Annotated in this window: 16 protein-coding genes; 12 read left to right on the forward strand and 4 right to left on the reverse strand. The window is 45.8% G+C overall.

Going from position 1 to position 14,065, the window contains the following annotated elements:
• From VM802_RS04690 to VM802_RS04700, 3 genes are all read right to left on the reverse strand, one after another.
• On the reverse strand, window positions 1–1,018 hold a 1,018-nt coding region (locus tag VM802_RS04690; RefSeq protein WP_325528493.1), incomplete at its 3' end, for a TolC family protein.
• A gap of 69 nt (window positions 1,019–1,087) precedes the next feature.
• On the reverse strand, window positions 1,088–2,458 hold the full coding sequence (locus VM802_RS04695) for a sensor histidine kinase (protein WP_325528495.1): 1,371 nt from the start codon (window positions 2,456–2,458) through the stop codon (window positions 1,088–1,090).
• Between the two features lie 67 nt (window positions 2,459–2,525).
• Entirely contained in the window at window positions 2,526–3,215 is a 690-nt protein-coding gene (locus VM802_RS04700; RefSeq protein WP_325528497.1) for a response regulator transcription factor, read from the reverse strand.
• A 331-nt stretch (window positions 3,216–3,546) separates the two neighbouring features.
• On the opposite strand from VM802_RS04700, the gene VM802_RS04705 reads away from it, so the two are divergent.
• From VM802_RS04705 to VM802_RS04735, 7 genes are all read left to right on the forward strand, one after another.
• Complete coding sequence (locus tag VM802_RS04705) at window positions 3,547–4,059, forward strand: hypothetical protein (protein ID WP_325528499.1); 513 nt, start codon at window positions 3,547–3,549, stop codon at window positions 4,057–4,059.
• 106 nt (window positions 4,060–4,165) lie between these two features.
• A complete protein-coding gene (locus VM802_RS04710; protein WP_325528501.1) occupies window positions 4,166–4,723 on the forward strand; it encodes a GNAT family N-acetyltransferase in 558 nt (185 codons plus the stop codon).
• 10 nt (window positions 4,724–4,733) lie between these two features.
• Window positions 4,734–5,228, forward strand: a complete 495-nt coding sequence (locus VM802_RS04715) for a GNAT family N-acetyltransferase (protein ID WP_325528503.1) — start codon at window positions 4,734–4,736, stop codon at window positions 5,226–5,228.
• A gap of 256 nt (window positions 5,229–5,484) precedes the next feature.
• Entirely contained in the window at window positions 5,485–6,669 is a 1,185-nt protein-coding gene (gene dcm, locus VM802_RS04720; protein WP_325528505.1) for a DNA cytosine methyltransferase, read from the forward strand.
• The gene (locus VM802_RS04725) at window positions 6,659–7,627 is read left to right on the forward strand and encodes a DUF4928 family protein (RefSeq protein ID WP_325528507.1); all 969 of its coding nucleotides are present in this window, start codon (window positions 6,659–6,661) and stop codon (window positions 7,625–7,627) included. Before dcm ends, VM802_RS04725 begins: the two co-directional genes overlap by 11 nt.
• Window positions 7,620–8,039: a very short patch repair endonuclease gene (locus VM802_RS04730; protein WP_325528509.1), complete on the forward strand. Its 420-nt coding sequence runs from the start codon at window positions 7,620–7,622 to the stop codon at window positions 8,037–8,039. Before VM802_RS04725 ends, VM802_RS04730 begins: the two co-directional genes overlap by 8 nt.
• A gap of 260 nt (window positions 8,040–8,299) precedes the next feature.
• Complete coding sequence (locus tag VM802_RS04735; protein WP_325528511.1) at window positions 8,300–8,713, forward strand: EamA family transporter; 414 nt, start codon at window positions 8,300–8,302, stop codon at window positions 8,711–8,713.
• On the opposite strand, the gene VM802_RS04740 is transcribed toward VM802_RS04735, so the two are convergent.
• A complete protein-coding gene (locus tag VM802_RS04740; protein WP_325528513.1) occupies window positions 8,706–9,365 on the reverse strand; it encodes a helix-turn-helix transcriptional regulator in 660 nt (219 codons plus the stop codon). The two genes, VM802_RS04735 and VM802_RS04740, sit on opposite strands and share 8 nt — an antisense overlap.
• Before the next feature lie 139 nt (window positions 9,366–9,504).
• Between VM802_RS04740 and VM802_RS04745 the strand changes: the two genes are divergently transcribed.
• The 5 genes from VM802_RS04745 (at window position 9,505) to sufD (ending at window position 14,057) form a co-directional block, all read left to right on the forward strand.
• On the forward strand, window positions 9,505–10,074 hold the full coding sequence (locus VM802_RS04745; RefSeq protein ID WP_325528515.1) for an NADPH-dependent FMN reductase: 570 nt from the start codon (window positions 9,505–9,507) through the stop codon (window positions 10,072–10,074).
• 61 nt (window positions 10,075–10,135) lie between these two features.
• A complete protein-coding gene (locus VM802_RS04750; protein ID WP_325528517.1) occupies window positions 10,136–10,462 on the forward strand; it encodes a HesB/IscA family protein in 327 nt (108 codons plus the stop codon).
• 16 nt (window positions 10,463–10,478) lie between these two features.
• Window positions 10,479–11,924 (forward strand): Fe-S cluster assembly protein SufB, encoded by a 1,446-nt coding sequence (sufB, locus tag VM802_RS04755; RefSeq protein ID WP_325528519.1) that lies wholly within the window; start codon window positions 10,479–10,481, stop codon window positions 11,922–11,924.
• Window positions 11,925–11,968: 44 nt separating this feature from the next.
• A complete protein-coding gene (gene sufC, locus VM802_RS04760; protein ID WP_325528521.1) occupies window positions 11,969–12,733 on the forward strand; it encodes a Fe-S cluster assembly ATPase SufC in 765 nt (254 codons plus the stop codon).
• Window positions 12,734–12,740: 7 nt separating this feature from the next.
• Window positions 12,741–14,057: a Fe-S cluster assembly protein SufD gene (gene sufD, locus VM802_RS04765; RefSeq protein ID WP_325528523.1), complete on the forward strand. Its 1,317-nt coding sequence runs from the start codon at window positions 12,741–12,743 to the stop codon at window positions 14,055–14,057.
• Window positions 14,058–14,065: the final 8 nt, after the last annotated feature.

Below are 14,065 nucleotides of genomic sequence, written 5' to 3' on the forward strand. Positions count from 1 at the left end.
TGTTCATTACCTCGTGCGACAGCTCGTCTTCCTGTGCATTCAGCATCAGCTTACTACCTTCCAGTACAGCTTTGGCAGCTTTGATATTGCCCTGGTTACGATTGAAGAAAGGCAGCGGCATGGATACATTCAATCCATTATAATTGCGTTCGAAGCTGCCTTGTTTGTCCAATACAAAGCCGACTGTAACATCAGGAACGGCCAGCGACTTTTGCAACCGGAGGTTCAGGTTATTATAATTGACTGTTTCCTGTGCGATTTTCAGGTCGAAGCGGTTAGTCTTTGCGGTGTCGAGTAGTGACTGATAGGAATAGCGCGACATGTCGGCGTCTGCCATCTGCGGGACTTCTGGCTGTATATAAGTGGTGGGCGGAATACGTACCAGCAGGGCCAGGTCTGATTGTGTCTGCTGTATATCCTGCTCGAGTGACAGCGCATCATGTTGCAGGTCGTACAGCAGCGATTTGAGGCGGATGATCTCTTTGGGCGCCACGTTGCCCAACGCTTTCTGCTGTTCAAATATTTTTACGATCTTTTGCAGGAAGGTTACCTGGCGGCCATACATTTCGAGTGACCGTTGTTTGTAATAAAGATCGTAGAAGTTGTCGTTGAGCGAAAAACGCAGTGTGCGCAGCAGGTCGAAAAACTGGTATTCGCTCATCTTTACGCCGCTCTGCGCCAGCTTTACTTCTTTGTTGCGCTTGCCGGCGAGTTTGAACAACTGTTGTACCTGAAGGGAGTTTGTTCCGTCGTAGGAGAAATCAAACCATCTGCGGGTGGTGTGGTTGTATAATACATTCTCGAAAGTAGCATTCGGATTATCGAACAGCCTGGCGGTGATAACGCCTGCTTTGGCGGAATCAATATTATAGCGCTGTGCAAGTAAGGGAATGTTATTCTGCAGCAATAGCCGGGAAGCCTCCGGCAATGTGAGTTTCAGGGTATCTGTAGCCTGGGCTGAAGCCGGGTGATAGAACAACAGTACCAGTAAAGTACAAAATATTAGTCTATGCATCATACAACAATTTTTCGTTGCAAAGATGGCAATAGGCTATTAAGCACTTATTAGAATGAAGTTAAAACAAAATTAGATTTTATGTGCAGCCGGAAAAAAAATGTTAAAAGTGGTGCCTTCATCAGGTACGCTGCTAACGGTGATATCAGCGTGATGTATGCGGAAGATTTTTTGCGACATAGATAATCCGATGCCGTATCCGGAGAAGGCGTGTGCATTTCCTGCACGGTACAGCGGGAGGAATATCTTTTCCTGGTCTTCGGGCGCGATGCCGATGCCTTTATCGCTGATGGAGAGGATAGTACCCTCACGGCTATACGAAAGGGAGGCACTAACGGGGTGGTTATACGAAAACTTGAAAGCGTTGCGTATGATGTTCTGTAATGCCAGCAGCAGCAAGGGTTTATTGCCGCGGATGGTAAGCAGGGAGGCATCGTTGGGGAGGTTGCGCAGCTGCACCTGCAACGTTTGTACGGGACTCCTGTGCCGGAAATGTTCTTCTGCTTCCCAGAGCAATTCATCGAGGCGGACGGGTCCGGTGTTGGCATCTGTGAGGATTACATCTACCCTGGTGAGTTGCAGTAGTCCGTCGGTGATTACTTTGAGTTTCTCTGATTCATCGAGTACTGTTTGTAATGCGGTGCGGTAGTCTTCACCGGAACGGTCTCTGTGCAGGGTTACTTCTATTTCGCCGATGATGGTGGTGAGTGGAGTACGCAGCTCGTGGGAGGCATTGGACACAAAGGAACGCTGCATTTCGAAAGCGTGTTCCAGGTGTTGCAGCAGGTCGTTGAAGTTGGCGGCCAGCTCGTCTATTTCATCTTTGTTACGCCCCCGCTGTACGCGCAGGTGCAGGTTGGTGGAGCGGATTTTCTTCACCTGCCTGTTGATGCTTTTTACCGGCTGTAGCGCGCGGCTGGCGTACCATTGGCCCATGAAGAAGGTAATGAGCAGCGCCACACAGAACATGATGAACAGGATCCAGGCGAGGTAGCTGAGTTGCTGCTGGCCGGCTATGTTGCGTGCAGTAACGATGACGACGAAGTCGCCCTGGTTATCGGGATAGAACATCCCCATTCCATATTTATCTTTGAATGTGAAGTGGTATACTTCTTTCTTCCGTATGATCTCCAGCAGGGAGGGCGGCCAGTTGTACTTTATCTTTTCGAGGAAGACAGGGTTGTTATCCTTATCATAGATGTTACTGAATTCGTCGGGGATGCTTTGCTGATAGCTCTTTTCTATTTCGAGGAATTTCTTTTTGGTCACCTCGTCCTGTTCGAGGTATACCTGTGCGGTGGCTAACGCGCGATCCTGCAGGAGATGGTAGAAGGTGCTGCGGACATACTGTGCAGACAGTGCGTATATCAGCAGGAAAGCTGCTACCAGGATAATTCCGGAGATCAGTGTGAACTGCAGGGACAGGCGGTGACGAATTTTCATGTCTGCTGTTAGCGTTAACCGTGCTTGTTTTGGTGAATGATATAGTTTGATGTATAAAGAAGGCCTGCTAATTGCTGCCTTTCACCTTCATGACATATCCCATGCCAACGACGGTGTGGATGAGCTTTTCGCCGGAAAAGCCCTTTTCTATTTTATTGCGAAGGTAGTTCACATATACATCGATGGTGTTGGTGCCGGTGTCGAATTCCAGTCCCCATACGGCTTCTGAGATGAGCGCGCGGGAGAGTACTTTGCCGGTATTCTTGAGCAGCAGCTCCAGCAGTGCGTATTCTTTGGCGGTGAGGATGATCTCGCGGCCTTCCCGGTTAGCGGTTTTGGTGCTGGTATCCAGCCGCAGATCGGCGAGTGCCAGTACTTCTTTCTCGGAGCGGAAGCTGTTCTTTCTTCTTGACAGGGCGTTAACCCTGGCCACCAGTTCAGAGAAGTGGAAGGGTTTGGCGAGGTAGTCATCTGCGCCGGCATTGAGGCCGTCTACTATGTCCTGTGTGGCGTTCAGGGCTGTCAGCATCAGTATGGGGGCTGCCACTTCTTTTGTGCGGAGGTGCTTGCAGATGGCGAGGCCGTTGATGCCGGGCAGCATTATATCGAGTATGATCAGATCGTAGTCCTGCTCTATTGCGGCCTGCTGGCCAAGGGTTCCGTCTGCGACCACTTCCACCTGGTGGTGGTGTTCTTCGAGGCCGCGTTTGATGAAGGCGCCGACTTTGGATTCATCTTCTATAACTAATATTTTCATATCATGCCTTATTATAATAAAACAACCGGGACAAAATTAGGGATGTTTCATCTGGCCCTCATTAAAGCGGGATTAAAATCGTATAGCCATATTAAAGGGGGATTAAAACCGGGTAATCATTACAGTATTTCCTTATATCATCATACGCTTTTAACAAGGGGATGACTGGGCGTTGACAGGGGGATGACTGGGGGATGGTACGCTTTTAATACCTATGAGAATCGAATGACAAGCGAAGGAGACGCCTGAGAAGCTTTATGTTAAAAAGCTTGCAGTATTAAGATAATATCGGTAAATTCAGGTAAGACATTGTTGTTTAAACCCTTATCCCATGGCAAAGATAGATTTACCAGCCGGCGTTAAGCCACCGTTTATGGGCATTATTCAGAATCTTTGCATCTACGAGATGTATGGGCGATATTATATTCGCCTTAAAAGTTCTCTTACAGGCAAAAGGGTGAAAAAAGACCCTGCTTTCCGCAGAACGATGGAGTATGCCGGCTTCCTGGCAACGGCGTCAAAAATGGCGTCTTGTATATACAGGCAATTACCTCCTGAGCAGAAAAAAAATGCGTTGTACCGGCAGCTGACCGGCAAGGCGTTACGGTTGCTACGGGAAGGCATACACGCTGATGCTGTGACTGCTGAGTTGTTGAAGATGTGTCAGCCGCCTGCTGTGGCAAAGCCGGTACGTAAATTCGCCGTTAATCACCCGCCATTACCTGCTCTACGTCAATATCATAGCAAGAGCACCTGTTCTCCCCGTGGTGTAAGGCGCAGGAGGAATATGCATATAGGTGAGGTGTCAGCTTTGAGCGTCTGGCCTTTAGCTTCGAGCCCCTAGCTGCTGACTCCCCGTAGCTAACTCAGATACTTTTTGTCTTTGTATGAGTAGTACAACACGTACAATTATGAATTAGTTTTGCAGCTATCATAAAGGCAACAGTATCATGCAAGTACCCGTTTTAAGCGCAGACGATCTCGTACTACGCCCTATCACTGAAAAAGATACCGCTGCCCTGTTCAGGCATTTCTCCACAGAGGAGGTGACGCGGTATATGGACATTGACGCCTTCACCAATATCACCGAAGCGGCGCAAATCATTGGTACGTTCCGTAAATATGCGGATACTAAGGAAGGTATGCGCTGGGCTATTACCTACAGCAGTAATGATGAGCTGATAGGTACCTGTGGCTTTCATAACTGGAAGCATCCTCATTTTAAAATAGAGATTGGATATGACCTGATGCCCAGTTATTGGGGTAAGGGGATTATGACGACGGCTATAGGTCTTACGCTGACTTATGCGTATGAGGAGTTACAGGTGAACCGGGTGGAAGCCTTTGTGGACCCCGCCAATACTGCATCTTCCAGGTTACTTACCAGGCTTGGTTTCAGCTACGAGGGGTTTCTACGGGACGCTTATTTTGAAAAGGGCCGTTTCGTGGATGCGCAGCTGTATAGCCTGTTACGAAGAGAATATACCCGCGAAAATATCTGGACCTAATTTTATATTCATGGATTTACACTACAGACATGCTATTCAGACTGATCTTCCGAGGATTGTGGACATTTACAATTCTACGGTGGCGGGCCGTATGGTAACAGCGGACACCAGTCCGGTTACCGTGGAGAGCCGGCAGCCGTGGTTTGATGCGCACAATACTGACAACCGTCCTTTGTGGATGATAGACGACGGAGGAGAGAATATAGGCTGGATGAGTTTTCAATCGTTTCATTCCAGGCCGGCTTACAGTGGTACCGTGGAGATCAGCATTTACCTTGCGGCATCTGCGAGGGGCAAGGGTTATGGCAGGCATGTGTTACAATATGCGATCGATACGGCGCCTTCACTGGGCATTAAAGCGATTATAGGTTTGATATTTTCTCACAATATACCCAGCCTGAAACTATTTGCCGGAGCGGGTTTTGAAGAATGGGGACATTTACCGGATGTAGCGGTGATGGATGGTATTGCGCGCAGTGTGGATATTATCGGCAGGCATCTTTAATTTTTTGCGCTGTTGTGTAGTCTGATTGGGGAGAAATTCTTGTTTAATTCATAGCTCATCTCCTTATTAATAAATATAAAATACCACTCCCAAAGATTGCAACCATTTGAACTTTTTTGATATTGCTAAAATTGTTAGTATTATTGTTGTGTAGATAACCGCTAAGTTTTCGATATTTTATATTTGCATAGGCATAATTCAATAAATTACGCTTTTGCAGATAAAATACGACCATATAATATTAAAATAATAGATCATGCCTTCAATAAAAAAATCGGATTTTGACATTAAGAAAGATTCGAAGGTATTCGCAGAGTTTTTTGCTGGAATTGGACTCATGAGAATGGGATTAGAAAGTGCCGGGTGGAAAATTGCTTATGCAAATGATATAGATCCGGCTAAAGAATATATGTATAGACGCCATTTTGAAGATAAACAAGACCATTTTCATTTAGGAGATATTCATCAGCTACCAGGTGATGCAGTACCCAAAGTTATGCTTGCAACTGCATCTTTCCCATGTACAGACTTATCCCATGCTGGACGTCGTGAAGGACTGGCAGGAAAACAATCTTCAGCGTTCTGGGGATTTGTGAGGGTTTTAGATGAAATGGGAGAAAATAAACCTCCTGTAATTCTACTTGAAAATGTGGTCGGTTTTCTAACTTCACAAAACGGCAAAGATTTTCATAGTGCTTTATCTTCTTTAAATGAATTAGGTTATTCTGTCGATGCGTTTATAATTGACGCTTCACACTTCGTTCCACAAAGTCGAGTTCGATTATTTATTGTTGGGAGACTAGAGGCAAATGAGAATATTGCGGAGGAAAAGCAATTGTCTTTTTATGAAAGTGAGATCCGCCCTCAAAAACTGGCAAATTTCATATGTGATCATCCAGAAATTAACTGGAACATCAAATCACTTCCAAATTTACCGAAAAGAAAATCACAGTTATCAGATATCATAGAAGACATGCCAGATGATTCAGAGGCTTGGTGGAATGAGGAACGTGTACAATACTTACTTAATCAGACTTTCGAACGTCATCGAGTATTACTTGATGAGGCAAAAAAAGGTACAGAATATACATATTTTACAGCATTTCGTCGTATTAGAGAAGGTAATTCAATGGCTGAGATTAGATCAGATGGTATTGCAGGCTGCCTAAGAACACCTAAAGGAGGAAGCGCAAGGCAAATTTTAATTAGAGCGGGTAAAAAAGGTATAAGCGTTCGCTTGATATCTCCAAGGGAATGTGCCAGATTAATGGGCGCGGATAACTATAAGATAACTGACAATATTAATAGAGATCTTTTTGGCTTTGGAGATGCTGTTTGTGTACCTGTAGTAACATGGATCGCAAAACATTATTTAAATCCATTGCTAATTGAAATAAAGGAAAGTACTGAAAACTTAAAAGAAGTGGTTAATGCAAACTGATCACCCTATTATAGCTTTTGAAAGCTGGTATAATTCTTTAAAAAAAGTAAAAGCTAATGATGGACCGGCAATAGGCACAATTGCAGCCAGTTTAGTTGTATTAGATCGACTAAAAAAGGATTATAATCTTGATATCCAATCACATTTGGCTCCTGGTGGCTCCCAAATAAAAGGCGTAGGCGGCATTGCAGTAGCTACTATTCTCAGAGAGTTTAAAGAAACCCGCCCTTTCGCAAGAGAAGGGGGCAGAACCAATCGTGGGTTATTAGGTGAAATAAGACCTTTGTTAGAAGCATTAAAGCTGCTAAATTTAGATTCTTTAACCAAGGATGATCGCAATGAAATTTTACACTCTTACCAAGCATATTTGGTTGAACGCGTTCAAGATTTTCATAATCGACAAAAACTTAAATTCGTCTTCGACGCCAAACACTCTACTTGGCAAATTATTCATCAATTAATTAAAAAATCTCAAACTGAAAATAAAGGAGGCCCCGTTGCTCAGCATCTGGTAGGCGCTAAATTACAACTGCGTTTTCCGGAAATTGAGATCTCAAATAAACCAACTAGTGCTGCAGATGTACCTACTAATAGATGGGGTGATTTCTCAATAAATAATACGATATTTCACGTCACAGTTGCTCCAATGCAAGCAGTCTTTGAGAAATGTCAACAGAACCTTAATGAGGGATTAAAAGTTTATCTTTTAGTACCTGATTCAAAGCTAGCTGCTGCACGGGAACTAGGTCAGCAGTTCTGTGAGGGATTAATTGCAGTAGAATCATTAGAATCATTTATATCCCAGAATATTGAAGAGATAAGTATATTCTCAAACAATCAATTAAAGCAAAACATCATTAACCTAGTGAATCTCTACAATGAAAGGGTTGACAGTGTGGAAATAGATAAATCACTCATGATTGAATTACCATCTAACTTAAACGGTGATAATGACTGATGTATTTAATAAAACACAGCGTAGCGCGATAATGCGCAAAGTAAAATCAAATGGGAATAAATCAACCGAAATAAGGCTAATTCAACATTTTAAATTACTCGGTATTAAAGGTTGGAGAAGAAACTATAAAATGCTTGGCAATCCAGACTTTGTCTTTCCTAAATTAAAAATCATCATTTTTACAGATGGTTGTTTTTGGCATGGGCACGATTGTCGTAATACTCGTCCAAAACAAAACAAAGACTATTGGAATACGAAACGAGAACGTAATATTGCCCGGGACATTATTGTCACCAAAAGTTTATCAAGCCGCAAATGGACAGTTATAAGGATTTGGGAATGTGAGATTAAAAATGGAGAAATGCAGGAAAAACTAAATATGATCATTCGCGGACAAAAATTCAATCTATAGTTATACCCTTCAATTCAGTACTGATCTACTAGCAGATTTATATCTTTCTATTTCTTAGGAAATCAAAAAAATCACCATAGTTAGTACAGAGTGCTTTATAAGCAGATGATCTTTTTCAATGTAGGCCGACAGTAATCTCTCGAAGCTTGTTTTTCAACATAGACAACGGCTTCTTTAATTAAGTCAGAGTATCCATTTTACTCTCTGTTGTGATCCCGCGAGGAAAAAATACAACTGAAAAGTTATTAAACGGATATAGTATGTGGTGGATCTATGCGTTGTTATCGGCTGCATTTGCGGCGCTCACGGCTATCTTTGCCAAGATTGGCGTGGCGGGTGTTCCTTCGGACCTGGCTACGGCTATCCGTACGGTAGTTATTTTGGTTATGGCCTGGGGTATTGTGCTGGTGCGGGGGGAGCAGAAGGGTGTGAGTATTACGAAGCATACGATGTTGTTCCTGGTTCTTTCGGGCATTGCCACGGGGTTGTCGTGGATTTTTTATTTCAAGGCGCTGCAATTGGGGAAGGTGTCGCAGGTAGCGCCCGTGGATAAGCTCAGTGTGGCGCTTACGATTATCCTGTCTGCCGTTTTTCTGCAGGAGGCTATTACGATCAAGACAGCTGTAGGTGCGCTGTTGATCATTGCGGGAACGTTGGTGCTGATTATTAAGTAAGGGCAGTTACTCCTGCGGGGATGATTTTGTATACGCAACGGCGGGCGCCATTAATAATATGGTCGAGGCGGGTTACGGATACTTCTTCCCCGATGACACTGACAAATGTGTTCATTTCGGAGGTGCAGATATTATCGCAATGAGCGGCGGCGCAGCAGATCGGGCAATGGTTTTCTATGAAGAAGAAAATATCCCCCTCTTTTTTCCATTCAGCGAGGTAGCCTTCTCCGGTGCGGATGGCAGCGAAGGCGGCGAGGCGGTTTTCGATGCCTGTTACGCCTTCGAGGGCGGTATGGTATTTTTGCTGCTGGTTTTGTTCACGTGCTTTGATGACGTTATCGAGGGCATCCTGGCCCAGTACCGTTTTGATGGTCTGGATAATATCTATGGTGAGTTCGGTATGCGTGTCCGGGAAGCGGGCGTTGCCCATTGCAGTCAGGCTCCATCTTTGCACGGGGCGGCCTACGCCTTTGGAAATGCTTTCAGATTGTAAAAGACCGTCCTCAGCGAGCCTGATAAGCTGTAACCTGGCTCCTTCGGCAGTAATACCCAACTCTGCTGCCAGTTCACCGGCAGACAGGGGGCCTCGGGTCTTGATCAGTGTCAAAAACCTGTCGGCAGTATTTCTGGTTTTTACTGGATAATTTTCCAAGTTATTACTTGTTTTATTATCAAATATCGGGTAATTTTGTGGAAGCTAAAAAAAAGATTTTGGGATTTAGACGATCTGGAGATGTAATTCGTCTTTTATAAATCTCACAACCTTTTGAATCTCTAAATCCTTGACATTAATGAACGTACTAATATTTAATGGTTCCATAGATGAGCGGCCCTATGCCACATCCAACAGGTTGGCGAATTACCTGGCCGGGGAACTGAAATCGAAGAATTTTACACCTGAAATATTTAACCTGGGGCATGCCAATATTCCGTTTTTCTCACAGGAGGCATTTGGAAAATCGAGTGATGCGGTATCTGCGATGTGTGAGGCATTCTGCAAAGCGGACCTACAGATATGGATGACGCCGTTGTATCACGGGGGCATGACGGGGGCGATGAAAAACTGCCTGGATTGGCTGGAGCTGACGAGTAAACACCAACGTCCGTATTTAACCGGAAAGGTTGTAGCTTTGCTCTCCTGGGCAGATGGCACGCAGGCCATGCAGGGGATTAACGCGATGGATGCAGTTGCAAAAGCGTTGAGAGCGTGGGTGTTACCATACTCCCTGCCTATCCTGAAAACTAATCTCTTTGACTCGCAGACACACGAGATTAGTACCTTTTATAAAAACAAGCTGGACATGATGGTGCAGCTGCTGTGCGCTGCCAAATCACATGTGATAGCAGGTACAGAAGCATAAACTGTCATAGACTTACAGATAGCCGGGTTACCGGCATTTACAATTTAAAATGTGCTGAATTATGATAACCGTTTCAGAAAAAGCAGTAGACTATATTAAAGCGTTGATGGAAAAAGAGCATCACGCACCAGGTACCTTTGTCCGCGTTGGCGTGAAAGGTGGTGGGTGCTCCGGCCTGGAATATGTGCTGAAGTTTGAGAGTACAGAGGAAGAGGGCGACCAGATATTTGAGGACAAGGGCATTAAGGTGGTAGTGCAGATGAAGAGCTTGTTGTATCTGTATGGTACGGAGCTCGACTATTCTGACGGCCTCAATGGCAAGGGTCTTTTCTTTAACAATCCGAATGCTACGAGAACATGCAGCTGCGGCGAAAGCTTTGCTGTATAAATACCAATAAAAAAGTATGATAAACAGTAACGAAATAATTGATGATATAGCCAATAAGGAGTATGAGTTTGGCTTTACCACGGATATTGAAATGGACATAGCTCCTCCTGGGTTAAATGAAGATATCATCCGCTTTATTTCTGCTAAGAAGAATGAGCCGGAGTGGCTGCTGGAATGGCGTCTGAAAGGATTTGCCTCATTTAAGAAGCAGCAGTTCCCGAAGTGGCAGCATTTTGAGATGCCGGAGATAGATCTTCAGGCGCTCTCCTATTATGCTGCGCCTAAGAAGAAGAAACAGCTGAACAGCCTGGATGAAGTAGATCCTGAGCTGCTGGCTACTTTTGAGAAACTGGGTATTCCGCTCAATGAACAGAAAGCGCTGACAGGCGTAGCTGTGGATGCTGTATTTGACAGCGTATCTGTGGCCACTACCTTTAAGGGAAAGCTGAAAGAGATGGGGGTTATTTTCTGCTCTTTCGGGGAGGCTGTACAGGAGCATCCTGAACTCGTAAAAAAATATCTCGGCACGGTAGTGCCCCATTCTGACAACATTTTTGCGGCGCTTAACGCGGCGGTGTTCTCTGATGGTTCCTTTGTATATATTCCGAAAGGGGTACGCTGCCCGATGGAGCTGAGCACTTACTTCCGTATCAATGCGCAGAACACCGGCCAGTTTGAACGTACGCTGATCATTGCAGACGACAACAGTTACGTAAGTTACCTCGAGGGCTGTACGGCCCCGATGCGTGATGAAAATCAGCTGCACGCCGCTGTGGTGGAGCTGATAGCGCTGGAGCATGCTGAGATCAAATACTCTACCGTTCAGAACTGGTACCCTGGTGATAAAGACGGTAAAGGCGGTATTTACAACTTCGTAACCAAAAGAGGTATCTGCAAAGGCAACGCCAGCAAGATTTCCTGGACACAGGTAGAGACCGGATCTGCCATTACCTGGAAGTATCCCAGCGTAATCCTGCAGGGCGACTATTCTGAAGGTGAATTCTACTCTGTAGCAGTAGTGCGTAACAAGCAGATTGCTGATACCGGTACCAAGATCCACCATATTGGTAAAGGCACGAAGAGCCGTATTATCTCCAAGGGTATTTCCGCCGGCCGCGGCGATAACAGTTACCGCGGACTGGTAGCTGTTGGACCACGCGCTGAGAATGCCAGGAACTTCACGCAGTGCGACTCCCTGCTGATCGGTAATGACTGTGGTTCTCACACATTCCCGTATATCGAGTCGCGTAATAAGACTGCGATGATCGAGCACGAGGCGACCACATCTAAGATCGGTGAAGACCAGATCTTCTACCTGAATGCCCGTGGTATCGATACAGAAAAGGCGGTGGCACTTATTGTAAACGGTTATGTGAAGGAAGTGCTGAACCAGCTCCCTATGGAGTTTGCGGTTGAGGCACAGAAACTTTTATCTATTACACTTGAAGGAAGCGTTGGATAATTCGCTTATCCAGCTATAAACATACAGAACGAAATAAATCAAACATGCTGACGATTAAAAATCTGCACGCAGAGGTAGAAGGGAAAAAAATTCTGAAGGGCATCAATCTCGAAATCAACAAAGGAGAGATGCATGCTATCATGGGGCCTAACGGTTCCGGGAAAAGCTCGCTGGCTTCTGTGCTGGCGGGTCGTGAAAACTATACTGTCACAGAAGGTGAAGTATGGTTTAATGGCAAGAATCTGCTGGATATGTCGCCTGAAGACCGCGCCCGTGAAGGTGTGTTCCTTGCGTTCCAATACCCTGTTGAAATTCCGGGTGTATCCAATATCAACTTCCTGAAGACGGCTCTGAACGAGATCAGGATCTACAAAGGTCTTCCTCCGCTGGAAGCCAGAGAGTTCCTGAAGCTGACCAAAGAAAAGCAGCAGCTGGTAGACTTCAACGCCAACCTGATGAACCGTTCTCTGAACGAAGGCTTCAGCGGTGGCGAAAAGAAACGTAACGAAATTTTCCAGTTAGCGATGCTGGACCCTCAGCTGGCTATCCTGGATGAAACAGACTCCGGACTGGACATTGATGCGCTCCGCATTGTTTCCAACGGTGTAAATAAACTCCGCGATGCGGAAAAATCTTTCATCGTAATTACTCACTATCAGCGCCTGTTGGAATATATCGTGCCTGACTTTGTACACGTACTGTACAATGGCCGTATCATTAAAACCGGCACTAAAGAACTGGCCCTGGAACTCGAAGAAAGAGGCTACGACTGGCTGAAAGAAGAATTACATTTGAAAGAATCAGTATAAATAGACTATGACTAGTGATATTACACTGCCTTTTTACCAGGCATTAACTGAAGATGTGCATGCACTGTCTGTACAGGCTAACGGCGCTGTGAAAGACGGTCTGCAGGACATCCGCCGCCAGGCACTGGAACGCTTTACAGCGTTGGGTCTTCCTACGCTTAAAACAGAAGCATGGCGTTACACTAATATCCAGCGTTACCTGAAGGAGTTTCCTTATGAGTTGCTGACTACTGCGGCGCCGGTTGCAGCAGCAATAGTAGATAGAACTGCTATCCCGGAACTGGACAGCTACCGTATTGTGATGGTGAATGGTCATTTCCAGGCAGGGCAGTCTGTGCTCCCTACCGGCAAAGGCATTACCATTGGTGCGCTCAGCGCCCACGGTGATGCTCCGGGCTTTGTAAAATATTTCAACAAACAGCAGCATCTTCACCAGGAAGCGCTGGCTGTTCTGAATACCGCTCTCTTTGCGGATGGTCTCTACATAGAGCTGGCCGCCAATACCGTGATCGACAAGCCCGTTCATATCGTGAACGTGTATACGTCAGCACAGCATGCTTTCATCCAGCCGCGCCACCTGTGGGTGCTGGGCAGAAGCGCTGCCGCTACGGTGATTGAAACGACGCTGCATCCTGATACGGCTGCTGTGGCCTTCGCCAACAGTGTGCTGGAAACAGTGATCGAAGAGAACGCTGAGCTGTGGCATTATAACGTTCAGCAGGGCGATAACGGCTTCCGCGAGGTACGTACTGCCGCTGCCCAACAACAGGCCAACAGCCGCTATCATCATTTCAACTTTACCCTGCCGGGCACACCGTTTACGCGCAACAACCTGAACGTAGCGCTGACAGGCAGTTATACAGAAACGAACCTGAACGGTTTATATATTGCCAACGACCATCAGCATGTAGACAACCACACCTTTATGGATCATGTGGCGCCTAACTGCAACAGCAACGAGCTGTATAAGGGCGTACTGCTGGATGCTGCCAACGGCGTATTTACCGGAAGAATCCTGGTACACCAGGAAGCCCAGAAAACAAACGCTTTCCAGCAGAACAACAACCTGCTGCTGGGAGAGAAAGCAGACATCAACTCACAGCCTCAGCTGGAAATATATGCGGATGATGTGAAATGCAGCCATGGATTTACTGCGGGCCAGTTCAGCGAAGAATCCATGTTTTACCTGCGCAGCCGCGGTATCGGCGAAGATGCTGCCAAGGCGCTGATGGTAAATGCCTTCTCCCACGATATTACGGACAGCGTTACGATTCCTGCGCTGCAGCATTATCTGCAGGAGCAGATTGCGGAGATCATGAACTAACTGATTTA

The sequence above is a fragment of the Chitinophaga sp. genome, from assembly GCF_035538455.1.
Classification (GTDB): Bacteria; Bacteroidota; Bacteroidia; order Chitinophagales; family Chitinophagaceae; genus Chitinophaga.